Below are 16,001 nucleotides of genomic sequence, written 5' to 3'. Positions count from 1 at the left end.
AAAAGCGGAAAAAAACGCTGGGCATTATAAGCACTTTTCTGCTGGGGGCGTCATTTGCGCTTCTGTCAAGACGGGGTGAAGGAACGCAATGCGTATTACAGAGTCCGTAACTCACGGAAAGTCATAGGGAATTGGTAGTGCTGGGACTCTTCAAGAAAAAGACCAATACGTTACTGGGGATCGACATCAGCTCCACTTCGGTGAAGCTGCTGGAGTTGAGCCGTCAGGGCGACCGCTACCGGGTCGAGGCCTACGCAGTTGAGCCGCTGCCGCCCAACGCCGTGGTCGAGAAGAACATCGCCGAGCTCGAAGGCGTGGGCCATGCCTTGTCCCGGGTGCTGGTCAAGGCGCGCACCGGGCTCAAGAGCGTGGCGGTGGCGGTGGCCGGTTCCGCGGTGATCACCAAGATCATCGAGATGGATGCCGGGCTGACCGATGATGAGCTGGAAAACCAACTGAAGATCGAGGCAGACCAATACATTCCCTATCCACTGGACGAAGTCGCCATCGATTTCGAGGTCCAGGGCGTGTCGCCGCGCAACCCGGAGCGGGTCAGCGTGCTGCTGGCCGCCTGTCGCAAGGAAAACGTCGAAGTCCGCGAAGCAGCGCTGGCGCTGGCCGGGCTGACCGCGCGGGTGGTCGATGTCGAGGCCTATGCGCTGGAGCGCTCGTTCGCTTTGCTCGCCACTCAGCTGGCAGCCTCGCAGGAACGCCTGACGGTGGCGGTGGTGGACATCGGCGCGACCATGACCACCCTCAGCGTCCTGCACAACGGCCGCATCATCTATACCCGCGAGCAACTGTTCGGTGGCCGGCAACTGACCGAGGAGATCCAGCGCCGCTACGGCCTGACCGTCGAGCAGGCCGGGCTGGCGAAAAAGCAGGGCGGCCTGCCGGATGACTATGTCAGCGAGGTGTTGCAGCCGTTCCGTGATGCCTTGGTGCAGCAGGTCTCGCGCTCGTTGCAGTTCTTCTTTGCCTCCGGGCAATACAACGCCGTCGATCACATCCTGCTGGCCGGCGGCACTGCCTCGGTGCCGGGGCTGGATCGGCTGATCGAGCAGCGTCTGGGCACCCCGACCCAGGTCGCCAACCCGTTTTCCGACATGGCCTTGAGCAGCAAGGTCAACGCCGGTGCGCTGGCCAGTGACGCGCCGGCCCTGATGATTGCCTGCGGGCTCGCGCTCAGGAGTTTCGACTGATGGCGCGGATCAACCTTCTCCCCTGGCGTGAGGAGCGCCGCGAAGAGCGGCGCAAACGCTTTCTGCTGATCCTGATCGGGGTCTTCGTCGGTTCGGTGGGCGCAGTGTTCATCGCCGATCAGATCGTCAGTACCGCCATCGAGCGGCAGGCAGCGCGCAATGCCTACATCGGTAAACAGATCGCCGTGGTCGACGAACGGATCAAGCAGATCAGCGAGCTCAAGGCGCGGCGCCAGCAACTGGTCGAGCGCATGCGCATCATCCAGGACTTGCAGGGCAACCGGCAGATCAGCGGGCGGATCTTCGATCAGCTGGCGCGCACGCTGCCGGACGGTGTGTATTTCACCAGCGTGAAACTGGTCGACAAGACGCTGTCGATCAGCGGCGCGGCGGAGTCGAACAATCGCGTTTCGGAGCTGATGCGCAATCTGGACGCTTCCGACTGGTTTGATGCGCCCAGCTTGAACGAGGTGAAAGCGATGACCGCCGGTCAGGTGGATCAGGCAAACGTCTTTCAGCTGACCGTGCGTCAGACCCAGCCAGTGGTGACGGAGGGCGACAAATGAAGCCGTCCGAATGGCTGCAGAGTCTGCGCAATATCGACTTCAATGATCTGGACACCAGCAATATCGGTTCCTGGCCGGCCGCAGTGAAAGCCATGGCGGGGGCGCTGTTGATGGTACTGGTGCTGGCGCTTGGCTATAACTTTTTCATCAGTGACATGGAAAACCAGCTGGAGGCCAAGCGCCAGGAAGAAGACACCTTGAAGGAGCAATTCGCCAGCAAGGCGCGTATGGCTGCCAACCTGGAGCTGTACACCCAGCAGATGAAGGAGATGGAAAACACCTTCGGTGTGCTCCTGCGTCAATTGCCCAGCGACACCGAAGTCCCGGGATTGCTCGAAGACATCACACGCACCGGGCTGGGCAGCGGTCTCGAATTCGAAGAAATCAAGCTGTTGCCGGAGGTGGCTCAGCCGTTCTACATCGAGTTGCCGATCCAGATCACCGTGACCGGGGCTTACCACGACCTCGCGACCTTCGTCAGTGGCGTCGCCGGATTGCCGCGGATCGTCACCTTGCACGATTTCGAACTGGCACCGGCCAATCCCGACGGCGGGGCGAAGTTGCGCATGAGCATCCTTGCCAAGACCTACCGCTATAACGACAAGGGGTTGGACAAATGACCCCGATCCGTTATTTCGCCCTGTTGGTGCTGTTACTCGGCCTCAATGGTTGCGGCAGCAGTGACGAGTTCAGCGACCTCGATGCTTACATGAACGAAGTGCGTCTGCGGCCGGCCGGCCGGATCGAGCCGACGCCGACGTTCCGTTCCTATCCCACCTTTACCTACAGCGCGGCCAACCTGCGCAGCCCGTTCTCGCGCCAGTTGCGAGTCGATCTGGCCGGGCAGCAGCGTGGCTCGCGTAACGTCAAACCCGACCCCAACCGGGTCAAGCAATACCTCGAAGGTTTCAACATCGAGCAGTTTGAAATGGTCGGCACGATCTCCAATGCCACCGGCTCCTTTGCCTTGCTGCGCGGGGCGGGTGCAGTGCATCGGTTGAAAGTCGGCGACTACCTGGGGCGTAACGACGGGCGCATCGTCGCCATCAGCGCCACTCAGGTCGATGTGGTCGAGATCGTGCCCGACGGCGAAGGCGCCTGGCTGGAACGTCCGCGCACCATTCCTTTGAAAGAGCACTCATAGTGGAAGTCGAACAATGAACAGGATTTTCTCCACCCTCGGTTTTTCGCTATGGATAGCGCTGCTTTCACCGATGGTTCAGGCGGCCAACCTCAAGACGCTGGATGTCGCGGCGTTACCGGGTGACCGCATCGAGTTGAAGCTGTCGTTCGACAGCCCGCCACCGCAACCCAAGGGCTACACCACCGAATCGCCGGCGCGCATCGCCCTGGATCTGCCGGGTGTCGCCAGCCAACTGACGAACAAGACCCGCGATCTGGGCAGCGGCAACGCGCGAACCGCAACGGTGGTCGAGGCCAACGACCGCACCCGCCTGATCATCAACCTGACGCAACTGACGCCCTACACCTCGCGGGTCGAGGGCAACAATCTGTTGGTGGTGGTCGGGCAGGGCGCCAAGCCTGCTGCGCCACGGCCAGCCGCTGTTGCGCCGCGACCGGTCGCGGCCCCGGCGAAGACTTACACCCCCGTCGCCAAAACCATTCGTGGCGTCGACTTCCAGCGTGGCACCGCCGGGGAGGGCAACGTCGTCATCGACCTGTCGGACCCGACCATCGCCCCGGACATTCAGGAGCACGACGGCAAGATCATCCTCAGTTTCGCCCGCACGCAGTTGCCCGACAGGCTGCGGGTACGCCTCGACGTCAAGGATTTCGCCACCCCGGTGCAGTTCGTCAACGCTGCCGCCACCGGTGATCGTGCGGTCATCACCGTCGAACCCAGCGGTACGTTCGACTATTCCACCTACCAGACCGACAACAAACTGACCGTCAGCATTCGCCCGATGACCGTCGATGACCTGCAAAAGCGCAACGCCGACCGCAACAGCTACAGCGGCGAAAAACTCTCGCTGAATTTTCAGGACATCGACGTGCGTTCGGTGCTGCAACTGATCGCCGATTTCACCAACCTCAATCTGGTGGCCAGCGATACGGTGCAGGGCGGGATCACCTTGCGTCTGCAGAACGTGCCGTGGGATCAGGCGCTGGACCTGGTGCTGAAAACCAAGGGGCTGGATAAACGCAAGATCGGCAACGTGTTGCTGGTGGCGCCGGCCGACGAAATCGCCGCCCGCGAACGCCAGGAACTGGAGTCGCAGAAACAGATCGCCGAACTGGCGCCGCTGCGCCGCGAGCTGCTGCAAGTGAACTACGCCAAGGCCGCGGACATCGCCAAGCTGTTCCAGTCGGTGACCAGCGCCGAGGCGAAAATCGACGAGCGTGGCTCGATCACCGTCGATGAGCGCACCAACAACATCATTGCCTATCAGACCCAGGATCGCCTCGACGAACTGCGGCGGATCGTGGCGCAACTGGATATTCCGGTGCGCCAGGTGATGATCGAGGCGCGGATCGTCGAGGCCAACGTCGATTACGACAAGAGTCTGGGCGTGCGCTGGGGCGGTTCGATCCAGAACAAGGGCAACTGGAACACCTCCGGGGTCAGTAACGGCTCCTCGACCACCATCGGTACCCCGGGCAGCACCAGCACCAACTCGCCGTTCGTCGACATGGGCACGGTCGGTAATACCTCGGGGATCGGCATCGCCTTCATCACCGACAATGTGCTGCTCGATCTTGAGCTGACCGCCATGGAGAAGACCGGCAACGGTGAGATCGTCTCGCAGCCCAAAGTGGTCACCTCCGACAAGGAGACGGCGAAGATCCTCAAGGGCACCGAGATTCCGTATCAGGAGGCCAGCTCCAGCGGCGCGACGTCGGTGTCCTTCAAGGAGGCTTCGCTGTCGCTGGAAGTGACGCCGCAGATCACCCCCGACAACCGCATCATCATGGAGGTCAAGGTCACCAAGGACGAACCGGACTACCTGAACAAAGTGCAGGATGTACCGCCGATCAAGAAGAACGAGGTCAACGCCAAGGTGCTGGTAAACGACGGCGAGACCATCGTGATTGGGGGCGTTTTCTCAAATACTCAAAGCAAGGTCGTAGATAAGGTGCCATTTCTTGGCGATGTGCCGTATCTTGGCCGCCTTTTCCGGCGTGATGTGGTTTCGGAGAAAAAATCCGAGCTGCTGGTATTTCTCACTCCGCGTATCATGAATAACCAGGCGATTGCTGTGAGTCGTTGATTCTGTGCGAAATTTGATTCTTGTAGGACCGATGGGCGCTGGAAAAAGCACCATCGGCCGGTTGCTGGCCAAAGAGCTGCGCCTGCCGTTCAAAGATTCCGACAAGGAAATTGAACTGCGCACGGGCGCCAATATCCCGTGGATCTTCGACAAGGAAGGCGAGCCCGGCTTTCGTGACCGTGAGCAGGCGATGATCGCCGAGCTGTGCGCGTTCGACGGCGTGGTGCTGGCGACCGGTGGCGGCGCGGTGATGCGCGATGCCAACCGCAAGGCCCTGCACGCGGGCGGGCGGGTGGTGTATTTGCACGCGTCGGTCGAGCAGCAGGTCGGGCGTACGTCGCGTGATCGCAATCGTCCTTTGCTGCGCACCGCCGATCCGGCGAAAACCCTGCGAGACCTGCTCGAGATCCGCGATCCGCTCTATCGGGAAATTGCCGATCTGGTGGTGGAAACCGACGAACGGCCACCGCGCATGGTGGTGCTCGACATTCTCGACCGTCTGGCACAGCTGCCACCCCGTTAAAGCGCCGCCCGAAATGCGCTATCCTCGGCGTCCTGTCACATCCGTCGAGGTTGTGGCGGATGGCGTGCGAGCGGCGTCAGATTCGCTAGAGGCCGCAGACAACCAATAATTCAGGGCAGGACGCCTGCTTCCATCTTCACTGTGGGGACACATGCAGACACTCAAGGTCGATCTAGGCGAGCGCAGCTACCCGATTCATATTGGCGAAGGTTTGTTGGATCAGCCCGAATTGCTGGCGCCGCATATCCACGGGCGGCAAGTGGCGATCATCTCCAACGAGACCGTTGCACCGCTCTATCTCGAACGTCTGACCCGCAGTCTTGCGCAGTTCTCGGTGATCTCGGTGGTGCTGCCGGACGGCGAAGCCTTCAAGAACTGGGAAACCCTGCAATTGATCTTCGACGGCCTGCTGACTGCCCGTCACGACCGCCGCACCACGATCATCGCCCTCGGCGGTGGTGTCATCGGTGACATGGCCGGTTTTGCCGCCGCTTGCTACCAGCGTGGCGTCGACTTCATCCAGATTCCTACCACGCTGCTGTCCCAGGTCGATTCGTCGGTGGGCGGCAAGACCGGCATCAACCATCCGCTGGGCAAGAACATGGTCGGCGCGTTCTATCAGCCGAACGTGGTGCTGATCGATACCGCATCGCTGAAAACCCTGCCGGCGCGTGAGCTGTCCGCCGGTCTGGCCGAAGTCATCAAGTACGGCCTGATCTGCGACGAGCCATTCCTGACCTGGCTCGAAGACAACGTCGACGCCCTGCGCGCGTTGGACCAGAAGGCCCTGACCTGCGCCATCGAGCGTTCCTGCGCAGCCAAGGCAGCGGTGGTCGGTGCCGATGAGAAGGAAACCGGCGTGCGCGCCACGCTCAATCTCGGCCACACCTTCGGCCACGCCATCGAGACCCACATGGGCTATGGTGTCTGGTTGCATGGTGAGGCGGTCGCCGCTGGCACCGTGATGGCGCTGGACATGTCCGCGCGTCTGGGCTGGATCAGCGAGCAGGAACGTGATCGCGGCATTCGTCTGTTCCAGCGTGCCGGGCTGCCGGTGATTCCGCCGGAAGAAATGACCGAAGCCGATTTTCTCGAACATATGGCAATTGATAAAAAAGTGATCGACGGTCGTCTGCGCCTGGTGCTGCTGCGCCGGATGGGCGAAGCGGTGGTGACCGCCGATTATCCGAAAGAGGTTCTACAGGCCACGCTGGGAGCGGATTACCGCGCTCTGGCTCAGCTTAAAGGTTAATAAGATTCCGATGACTAGTTTGCATGCCGACGAGGCGTTCCTCGGCCATTTCCAGTTAAGTCACGACCCTTTCGCGCCGCGGGTGCCGGGCTTCAAATTCTTCCCGGCCCAGCGCAAGCCGGTGCTGGGGCAACTGCACCACTTGGCGCGTTACAGCCAGTTGCTGCTGGTGGTCACCGGACCGCAGGGCAGCGGCAAGACCTTGCTGCGTCAGGCGCTGGTGGCCAGCACCAACAAGCAATCGGTGCAAAGTGTTGTAGTGTCGGCCCGTGGGGCTGGCGATGCTGCCGGTATTCTGCGTCAGGTTGCTCAGGCGCTGGACGTGGCGCAGGCCGAGGTCGGCGCAATTCTGGCGCAAGTGGTGCAGCTGGCGCTGACCGGGCAGGAAGTCTATCTGCTGGTGGATGACGCCGAGCAGCTCGACGAGTCCGCTCTCGAAGCGCTGATGGCGCTGGGGGCCGGTGCACCGGAAGGTCGCCCGCATGTGTTCCTGTTCGGTGAGTCGTCGCTGATCGCGCAACTGGAGGCCTTGCACCTCGAGGAAGAGCGCTTCCACGTCATCGAGTTGCAACCGTACACCGAAGAGGAGACTCGCGAATATCTCGACCAACGGCTCGAAGGTGCGGGTCGGGGTGTCGAACTTTTCACCGCGGATCAGATCTCTGAGATTCACGAAAGCGCCGAGGGTTGGCCTGGCAACATCAACCAGGTCGCTCGCGATGCACTGATCGAAGTCATGATTGCCAGCCGCTCTGCGGTCAAGCGTCCAAGTATGGGGTTCAACATGCCGAAGAAACACGTATTGGCGATTTCCGCCGTCGTTGTGGTCGCGGTCGCCGCCGCCTGGCTGATGCCGGGTCGCAACAAGGCGCCAACCACCGGCGCACCTGCCAACGAACAGGCACAACTGCCATTGGGTCAGGGCGCAGCCAATGGTGGCGCACCAAACGTCGAGTTCGCCGGTAACACGCAACCGATGCCGCTGCCGCTGGTCGGCAACTCGCAGCCGGTGATGCGCGGCCCGTTGGCTGAAGCTGCGGGTGGCATTACCGAAGGTGACGACGGTGTGCCAGTCGAAGGCTCCAGCGCAACGCCACCGACCGTAACGACTTCCGCACCTCCGGCAGGTGTTCCGGCCGGCCCGGCGCCAACCCCGGTTCCGGTGCCAGCCGCCAAGCCGACTCCGGCACCGACTCAGGTGGCCACCGCCAAGCCTGCTCCGGCAGCGCCGGCGGCCAAACCGGCTCCGGCCCCGGCCAAGCCTGTTGCGGCCGCCAAACCGGCCGAGAAGCCGGTTACTGTGGCCAAGGCTGCCGGTGGTAGCTGGTACGCCGGTCAACCGACCAGCAATTACGTGGTGCAGATCCTCGGCACCAGTTCCGAAGCGACCGCGCAGAACTTCGTCAAGGAGCAGGGCGGCGAGTACCGTTATTTCAAGAAAGTCCTCAACGGCAAGCCTCTCTACGTGATCACCTACGGCAACTTCGCCAATCGTGATGCAGCCGTTTCTGCCATCAAGGCCTTGCCAGCGAAGGTTCAGGCTGGTAAACCTTGGCCTCGCACTGTCGCCAGCGTCCAACAGGAACTGGCAACAACTCGCTGAAGATTCGGCGGCCTTACCCAGGCCGCCTCTCCAAGCACCTCAAAATTTCTACAAGTGCGCGCCGCCCTTTCGGGCCGCGTGCCTTGCGGTGTCTGCGTCACAGTAGTCTTTGAGTCGTTGCGGTCAAAATTAAAAAAGTTTTGACTAGCACAGCAGATCGCTTTAAACCTTTCACAAATGCGACATGAATTTGCGACATTTCGTCGTCAAATTTGTGAGCCTCTGTGTCGCTGTGTACAATGACCACCCTTTTGCCCCCGCAAAGCCGGCGTACGTTCGGCGCGGCAAGCAAGTGGTTGAATTGAAAAGAAATTTGCCTCGTAAAGAGGCAGCCTGGTGAGAAAGTGTCTATGAAAGCAGGTCTGTACCAACCAGATGAATTCAAGGATAACTGCGGTTTCGGCCTGATAGCCCATATGCAGGGCGAGCCCAGTCATACCCTTTTGCAAACGGCCATCGAGGCCCTGACCTGCATGACCCACCGCGGTGGGATTAATGCCGACGGCAAGACCGGTGACGGTTGCGGTCTGCTGATTCAAAAGCCTGACGCGTTCCTGCGGGCGATGGCCCAGGAAAACTTCAGCGTCGAGCTGCCCAGGCAATATGCCGTGGGCATGGTCTTCTTCAACCAGGATCCGGCCAAGGCCGAAGCTGCTCGCGAGAACATGAACCGCGAGATCCTCGCTGAAGGCCTGCAACTGATCGGCTGGCGCAAAGTGCCGATCGACACCAGCGTCCTCGGCCGCCTGGCCCTTGAGCGCCTGCCGCAGATCGAGCAGGTGTACATCGGCGGTGAAGGTCTGAGCGATCAGGACATGGCGGTCAAGCTGTTCAGCGCCCGTCGTCGCTCGTCCGTGGCCAACGCCGCCGACACCGACCACTACATCTGCAGCTTTTCGCACAAGACCATCATCTATAAAGGCCTGATGATGCCGGCCGACCTGGCCGCGTTCTATCCGGACCTCGGTGATCAGCGCCTGCAAACCGCGATCTGCGTGTTCCACCAGCGTTTCTCCACCAACACCCTGCCGAAATGGCCGCTGGCCCAGCCATTCCGCTTCCTCGCGCACAACGGCGAGATCAACACCATTACCGGTAACCGTAACTGGGCGCAGGCCCGTCGGACCAAGTTCACCAACGATCTGATGGATCTGGAAGAGCTCGGCCCGCTGGTCAACCGTGTCGGTTCCGACTCCTCGAGCATGGACAACATGCTCGAACTGATGGTCACCGGTGGCATCGACCTGTTCCGTGGCGTGCGGATGATCATTCCGCCAGCGTGGCAGAACGTTGAAACCATGGACCCGGATCTGCGTGCGTTCTACGAGTACAACTCGATGCACATGGAGCCGTGGGACGGCCCGGCCGGCGTGGTGATGACCGATGGTCGTTACGCGGTGTGCCTGCTCGACCGAAACGGTCTGCGTCCGGCGCGCTGGGTCACCACCACCAACGGTTTCATCACCGTTGCTTCGGAAATCGGCGTCTGGAACTACCAGCCGCAAGACGTGATCGCCAAGGGCCGTGTCGGCCCGGGTCAGATCCTCGCCGTGGACACCGAAACCGGGCAGATCCTCGACACCGACGCGATCGACAACCGTCTGAAGTCCCGTCATCCCTACAAGCAATGGCTGCGCAAGAATGCCCTGCGCATCCAGGCGACCATGGAAGACAACGACCACGGTTCGGCGTTCTACGACGTCGATCAGCTCAAGCAATACATGAAGATGTATCAGGTCACGTTCGAAGAGCGTGATCAGGTGCTGCGTCCGCTCGGCGAGCAAGGCTACGAAGCCGTCGGTTCGATGGGCGACGACACGCCGATGGCCGTGCTGTCGCAGCGCGTGCGTACGCCGTACGATTATTTCCGCCAGCAGTTCGCGCAGGTCACCAACCCGCCGATCGACCCGCTGCGTGAAGCGATCGTGATGTCGCTGGAAATCTGCCTCGGTGCCGAGCGCAACATCTTCCAGGAATCGCCGGAACACGCCTCGCGCGTGATCCTCAGCTCGCCAGTGATCTCGCCGGCCAAGTGGCGCTCGCTGATGAACCTCGACCGCCCGGGTTTCGAGCGGCAGATCATCGACCTCAACTACGACGAAAGCGTCGGCCTCGAAGCGGCGATCCGCAATGTTGCCGATCAGGCTGAAGAAGCCGTGCGTGCCGGGCGTACGCAGATCGTCCTGAGTGACCGCCATATCGCTCCGGGCAAACTGCCGATCCACGCTTCGCTGGCCACCGGCGCGGTACACCACCGCCTGACCGAAAAAGGCCTGCGTTGCGATTCCAACATCCTCGTAGAAACCGCGACCGCACGCGATCCGCATCACTTTGCGGTGCTGATCGGTTTTGGCGCCTCGGCGGTGTATCCGTTCCTGGCCTACGAAGTGCTGGGCGACCTGATCCGTACCGGTGAAGTACTGGGCGACCTCTACGAGGTGTTCAAGAACTACCGCAAGGGCATCACCAAAGGTCTGCTGAAGATCCTGTCGAAGATGGGCATCTCGACCATCGCCTCGTACCGCGGTGCGCAGCTGTTCGAAGCCATCGGCCTGTCCGAAGAAGTGTGCGAGCTGAGCTTCCGTGGCGTGCCGAGCCGCATCAAGGGTGCGCGTTTCGTCGATATCGAAGCCGAGCAGAAAGCCCTCGCTACCGAAGCCTGGAGTCCGCGCAAGCCGATCCAGCAGGGCGGTCTGCTGAAGTTCGTCCACGGCGGCGAATATCACGCGTACAACCCTGACGTGGTCAACACCCTGCAAGCCGCCGTGCAGCAGGGCGACTACGCCAAGTTCAAGGAATACACCTCACTGGTGGACAACCGTCCGGTGTCGATGATTCGCGACCTGTTCAAAGTCAAGACTCTCGACAAGCCGCTGGACATCAGTGAAATCGAGCCGCTGGAATCGGTGCTCAAGCGCTTCGACTCCGCGGGTATCTCGCTGGGCGCACTGTCGCCGGAAGCTCACGAAGCCCTGGCCGAAGCCATGAACCGCCTCGGTGCGCGTTCCAACTCCGGCGAAGGCGGCGAAGACCCGGCGCGCTACGGCACCATCAAGAGCTCGAAAATCAAGCAGGTCGCGACTGGCCGTTTCGGTGTAACCCCGGAATACCTGGTCAACGCTGAAGTCCTGCAGATCAAGGTCGCGCAGGGCGCCAAGCCGGGCGAGGGCGGGCAACTGCCGGGCGGCAAGGTCAACGGGCTGATCGCCAAGCTGCGTTACGCAGTGCCGGGCGTGACCCTGATTTCGCCACCGCCGCACCACGACATCTATTCGATCGAAGACTTGTCGCAGCTGATCTTCGACCTGAAACAGGTCAACCCGAAGGCGCTGGTTTCGGTGAAACTGGTAGCAGAAGCAGGCGTCGGTACCATCGCCGCCGGTGTGGCCAAGGCCTATGCGGACTTGATCACCATCTCCGGTTACGACGGTGGCACCGGTGCTTCACCGCTGACCTCGATCAAATACGCGGGCGCTCCGTGGGAACTCGGCCTGGCCGAAACCCACCAGACCCTGCGCGGCAACGACCTGCGCGGCAAAGTCCGGGTGCAGACCGACGGCGGCCTGAAAACCGGCCTCGACGTGATCAAGGCTGCGATCCTCGGCGCTGAAAGTTTCGGCTTCGGTACTGCGCCGATGATCGCCCTTGGCTGCAAATACCTGCGCATCTGCCACCTGAACAACTGCGCCACCGGCGTCGCGACGCAGAACGAGAAGCTGCGCAAGGATCACTACATCGGTACGGTCGACATGGTGGTGAATTTCTTCACCTACGTCGCCGAAGAAACCCGTGAGTGGCTGGCCAGGCTCGGCGTGCGTTCCCTCGAAGAATTGATCGGCCGCACCGATCTGCTGGAAGTCCTCGAAGGCCAGACCGCCAAGCAACATCACCTGGATCTGACGCCGCTGCTGGGCAGCGATCACATCCCGGCGGACAAACCGCAGTTCTGCGGCGTTGAGCGCAACCCGCCGTTCGACCAGGGCCTTCTGGCCGAGGAAATGGTCGACATGGCGACCTCGGCGATCAACGACCTCAGCGGTGCCGAGTTCGAACTGGACATCTGCAACTGCGACCGTTCGATCGGTGCGCGGATCTCCGGTGAAATCGCGCGCAAGCACGGCAATCAGGGCATGGCCAACGCGCCGATCACCTTCCGCTTCAAAGGCACGGCCGGCCAGAGCTTCGGCGTGTGGAACGCCGGCGGTCTGAACATGTACCTGGAAGGCGACGCCAACGACTACGTCGGCAAAGGCATGACCGGCGGCAAACTGGTCATCGTGCCGCCGAAGGGCAGCGTCTATCAGACTCAGAACAGCGCCATCATCGGTAACACCTGCCTGTACGGCGCCACCGGCGGCAAGCTGTTTGCTGCCGGCACCGCAGGCGAGCGTTTTGCCGTGCGTAACTCCGGTGCCCATACTGTCGTGGAAGGCACTGGCGATCACTGCTGCGAGTACATGACCGGTGGTTTCGTCTGCGTCCTGGGCAAGACCGGTTACAACTTCGGCTCTGGCATGACCGGTGGTTTCGCCTACGTGCTCGACCAGGACAACACCTTCGTTGACCGGGTCAACCACGAACTGGTGGAAATCCAGCGTATCAGCGGCGAGGCGATGGAAGCCTACCGCAGCCACTTGCAGAACGTGCTGAACGAGTACGTCAAGGAAACCGAGAGCGAGTGGGGTCGTGAACTCGCCGAAAACCTTGATGACTACTTGCGCCGTTTCTGGCTGGTCAAGCCTAAGGCTGCCAACCTGAAATCGTTGCTTTCCAGCACTCGTGCCAACCCGCAGTGATATGCGCCTGAAGAGTTTGATGAGGTTTTAACAATGGCTGAACGTCTGAATAACGACTTCCAGTTCATCGATGTCGGGCGCAAGGATCCGAAGAAGAAACTGTTGCGTCAACGCAAGAAAGAGTTCGTCGAGATCTACGAACCGTTCAAACCCCAGCAGTCGGCCGATCAGGCCCACCGCTGCCTAGGTTGCGGCAACCCGTATTGCGAATGGAAGTGCCCGGTGCACAACTTCATTCCCAACTGGCTGAAGCTGGTGGCCGAGGGCAACATCCTCCAGGCCGCCGAGCTGTCGCACCAGACCAACACCCTGCCGGAAGTCTGCGGCCGGGTGTGCCCGCAGGATCGGCTGTGCGAGGGTGCCTGCACCCTCAACGACGGTTTCGGTGCGGTGACCATCGGTTCGGTCGAGAAGTACATCACCGACACCGCGTTCGCCATGGGTTGGCGCCCGGACATGTCCAAGGTCAAACCGACCGGCAAGCGTGTCGCGATCATCGGTGCAGGCCCGGCAGGTCTGGGCTGTGCCGACGTGCTGGTGCGTGGCGGCGTGACCCCGGTGGTGTTCGACAAGAACCCGGAAATCGGCGGCCTGCTGACCTTCGGCATTCCCGAGTTCAAGCTTGAGAAGACTGTGCTGAGCAATCGTCGCGAAGTCTTCACCGGCATGGGCATCGAGTTCCGCCTCAATACCGAGGTCGGCAAGGACGTGACCATGGAGCAGCTGCTCGCCGAATACGATGCGGTATTCATGGGCATGGGCACCTACACCTACATGAAGGGCGGTTTTGCCGGTGAGGATCTGCCGGGCGTCTATGACGCGCTGGATTTCCTGATTGCCAACGTCAACCGCAACCTGGGCTTTGAAAAGTCACCGGAAGATTTCGTCGACATGAAAGGCAAGAAGGTCGTGGTACTCGGCGGTGGCGACACGGCGATGGATTGCAACCGCACCTCGATCCGTCAGGGCGCCAAGTCGGTGACCTGTGCTTATCGTCGTGACGAAGCGAACATGCCCGGCTCGCGCAAAGAGGTGAAGAACGCCAAGGAAGAAGGCGTGAAATTCCTCTACAACCGCCAGCCGATCGCGATCGTCGGTGAAGACAAGGTCGAAGGCGTGAAGGTGGTCGAGACCCGTCTCGGCGAACCGGATGCCCGTGGCCGTCGCAGCCCCGAGCCGATCCCGGGCTCCGAAGAGATCATCCCGGCCGACGCCGTGGTCATCGCGTTTGGTTTCCGTCCAAGCCCGGCACCGTGGTTCGAACAGTTCGAAATCCAGACTGACAGTCAGGGCCGCGTCGTCGCGCCTGAGCAGGGTCAGTACAAGCACCAGACCAGCAACCCGAAAATCTTCGCCGGTGGCGACATGGTGCGCGGTTCCGACCTGGTGGTGACGGCGATCTTCGAAGGCCGCAACGCCGCCGAAGGGATTCTCGATTACCTGGGTGTCTAACCTAACAACGCAATACCTTGTAGGAGTGAGCCTGCTCGCGATGACGGTAGATCGGTCACCTGATGCATTGACTGAAACACCGCTATCGCGAGCAGACTCACTCCTACAGTTGTTTTGAGGTGTTGCAAAATCAGTATTCCAGCGCAGTAAATTGACCCGATAGACAAAAGGCTGACCTGCATCCGTGCCTTTTGCGTCGCGCTCTGAGAAAATGCCCGCACTTTTTTTCCGGATGCCGACATGACTGCCCTGAAGAACGACCGTTTCCTCCGCGCCCTGCTCAAGCAACCCGTTGACGTCACCCCGGTGTGGATGATGCGCCAGGCCGGCCGCTACCTGCCGGAATACCGCGCCAGCCGTGCCCAGGCCGGTGATTTCATGAGCCTGTGCATGAATCCGGAGTTCGCCTGCGAAGTCACCCTGCAACCGCTCGACCGCTACCCGCAACTGGACGCGGCGATCCTGTTTTCCGACATCCTCACCATCCCCGATGCCATGGGCCAGGGCCTGTACTTCGAGACCGGTGAAGGTCCGCGCTTCAAGAAAGTCGTCAGCACCCTGGCGGACATCGAAGCGTTGCCGATCCCTGATCCACACAAAGATCTCGGCTACGTGATGGACGCGGTCAGTACCATCCGCCGCGAGCTGAATGGCCGTGTGCCGCTGATCGGCTTCTCTGGCAGCCCGTGGACCCTTGCCACTTACATGGTTGAAGGCGGCTCGTCGAAAGACTTCCGCAAAACCAAGGCGATGCTCTACGACAACCCGCAAGCCATGCACCTGCTGCTGGACAAGCTGGCGCAGTCGGTGACCTCGTACCTCAACGGCCAGATCCAGGCCGGCGCGCAAGCGGTGCAGATCTTCGATACCTGGGGCGGCAACCTGTCGGCGGCGGCATATCAGGAATTCTCCCTGGCCTACATGAAGAAAATCGTCAGCGGCCTGATCCGCGAACATGACGGTCGCAAGGTGCCGGTGATCCTGTTCACCAAAAACGGCGGCCTGTGGCTGGAAAGCATTGCCGAGGCCGGCGCCGACGCACTGGGCCTGGACTGGACCTGCGACATCGGCAACGCCCGCGCCCGCGTCGGCGACAAGGTCGCGCTGCAAGGCAACATGGACCCGACCGTGCTCTACGCCAAACCGGAAGCGATCCGCACTGAAGTCGGGCGTATTCTGGCCAGCTACGGCAAGGGCAGCGGCCACGTGTTCAACCTCGGCCACGGCATCACCCCTGAGGTCGATCCGGAGCATGCCGGCGCGTTCCTGCGCGCAGTGCACGAGTTGTCGGCGCAGTATCACGAGTGATCGCCACACAATAAAAACGCCCGGCTTGTGCCGGGCGTTTTTCAAGATCAAAAGATCGCAGCCTGCGGC

General features: G+C 61.3%; 11 protein-coding genes. All 11 read left to right on the top strand.

The window, feature by feature from the left end; translation table 11 throughout:
* Nucleotides 1–137 precede the first annotated feature (137 nt).
* The 11 genes from BW33_RS20275 to hemE all read left to right on the top strand — a co-directional run bounded on the left by BW33_RS20275 (nt 138) and on the right by hemE (nt 15,932).
* A complete protein-coding gene (locus tag BW33_RS20275) occupies nt 138–1,202 on the top strand; it encodes a pilus assembly protein PilM (RefSeq protein ID WP_047600825.1) in 1,065 nt (354 codons plus the stop codon).
* Nucleotides 1,202–1,768, top strand: coding sequence for a PilN domain-containing protein (locus tag BW33_RS20270; RefSeq protein WP_047600822.1), 567 nt, complete (start codon nt 1,202–1,204; stop codon nt 1,766–1,768). The genes BW33_RS20275 and BW33_RS20270 overlap by 1 nt, the downstream gene beginning before the upstream one ends.
* Nucleotides 1,765–2,388: a type 4a pilus biogenesis protein PilO gene (gene pilO, locus BW33_RS20265; RefSeq protein ID WP_047600820.1), complete on the top strand. Its 624-nt coding sequence runs from the start codon at nt 1,765–1,767 to the stop codon at nt 2,386–2,388. Before BW33_RS20270 ends, pilO begins: the two co-directional genes overlap by 4 nt.
* Complete coding sequence (locus BW33_RS20260; RefSeq protein WP_047600819.1) at nt 2,385–2,912, top strand: pilus assembly protein PilP; 528 nt, start codon at nt 2,385–2,387, stop codon at nt 2,910–2,912. The genes pilO and BW33_RS20260 overlap by 4 nt, the downstream gene beginning before the upstream one ends.
* 13 nt (nt 2,913–2,925) lie before the next feature.
* Complete coding sequence (gene pilQ / locus BW33_RS20255; RefSeq protein ID WP_047600818.1) at nt 2,926–4,998, top strand: type IV pilus secretin PilQ; 2,073 nt, start codon at nt 2,926–2,928, stop codon at nt 4,996–4,998.
* 4 nt (nt 4,999–5,002) lie between these two features.
* A complete protein-coding gene (aroK, locus tag BW33_RS20250; protein ID WP_027611316.1) occupies nt 5,003–5,521 on the top strand; it encodes a shikimate kinase AroK in 519 nt (172 codons plus the stop codon).
* A gap of 151 nt (nt 5,522–5,672) precedes the next feature.
* Nucleotides 5,673–6,773, top strand: a complete 1,101-nt coding sequence (aroB, locus tag BW33_RS20245) for a 3-dehydroquinate synthase (RefSeq protein ID WP_047600817.1) — start codon at nt 5,673–5,675, stop codon at nt 6,771–6,773.
* 10 nt (nt 6,774–6,783) lie between these two features.
* Nucleotides 6,784–8,376, top strand: coding sequence for an AAA family ATPase (locus tag BW33_RS20240; protein ID WP_047600816.1), 1,593 nt, complete (start codon nt 6,784–6,786; stop codon nt 8,374–8,376).
* A 350-nt stretch (nt 8,377–8,726) separates the two neighbouring features.
* Nucleotides 8,727–13,172, top strand: coding sequence for a glutamate synthase large subunit (gene gltB / locus BW33_RS20235; RefSeq protein WP_047600815.1), 4,446 nt, complete (start codon nt 8,727–8,729; stop codon nt 13,170–13,172).
* A 33-nt stretch (nt 13,173–13,205) separates the two neighbouring features.
* A complete protein-coding gene (locus tag BW33_RS20230) occupies nt 13,206–14,624 on the top strand; it encodes an FAD-dependent oxidoreductase (protein ID WP_007909438.1) in 1,419 nt (472 codons plus the stop codon).
* 240 nt (nt 14,625–14,864) lie between these two features.
* A complete protein-coding gene (hemE, locus tag BW33_RS20225; protein WP_007968321.1) occupies nt 14,865–15,932 on the top strand; it encodes a uroporphyrinogen decarboxylase in 1,068 nt (355 codons plus the stop codon).
* Nucleotides 15,933–16,001 lie beyond the last annotated feature (69 nt).

It is taken from the genome of Pseudomonas sp. RIT288 (assembly GCF_000631985.1).
Taxonomy (GTDB): Bacteria; Pseudomonadota; Gammaproteobacteria; order Pseudomonadales; family Pseudomonadaceae; genus Aquipseudomonas.
The sequence above is the reverse complement of the archived record's forward strand: the minus strand, read 5'-3'. Positions and strand labels throughout refer to the sequence as shown.

Coding starts and splice junctions, on each gene's coding strand:
- BW33_RS20270 (WP_047600822.1), top strand. CDS start 1,202: ATGGCGCGGATCAACCTTCTCCCCTGGCGTGAGGAGCGCCGCGAAGAG.
- BW33_RS20260 (WP_047600819.1), top strand. CDS start 2,385: ATGACCCCGATCCGTTATTTCGCCCTGTTGGTGCTGTTACTCGGCCTC.
- gltB (WP_047600815.1), top strand. CDS start 8,727: ATGAAAGCAGGTCTGTACCAACCAGATGAATTCAAGGATAACTGCGGT.
- BW33_RS20240 (WP_047600816.1), top strand. CDS start 6,784: ATGACTAGTTTGCATGCCGACGAGGCGTTCCTCGGCCATTTCCAGTTA.
- aroB (WP_047600817.1), top strand. CDS start 5,673: ATGCAGACACTCAAGGTCGATCTAGGCGAGCGCAGCTACCCGATTCAT.
- pilQ (WP_047600818.1), top strand. CDS start 2,926: ATGAACAGGATTTTCTCCACCCTCGGTTTTTCGCTATGGATAGCGCTG.
- BW33_RS20230 (WP_007909438.1), top strand. CDS start 13,206: ATGGCTGAACGTCTGAATAACGACTTCCAGTTCATCGATGTCGGGCGC.
- pilO (WP_047600820.1), top strand. CDS start 1,765: ATGAAGCCGTCCGAATGGCTGCAGAGTCTGCGCAATATCGACTTCAAT.
- hemE (WP_007968321.1), top strand. CDS start 14,865: ATGACTGCCCTGAAGAACGACCGTTTCCTCCGCGCCCTGCTCAAGCAA.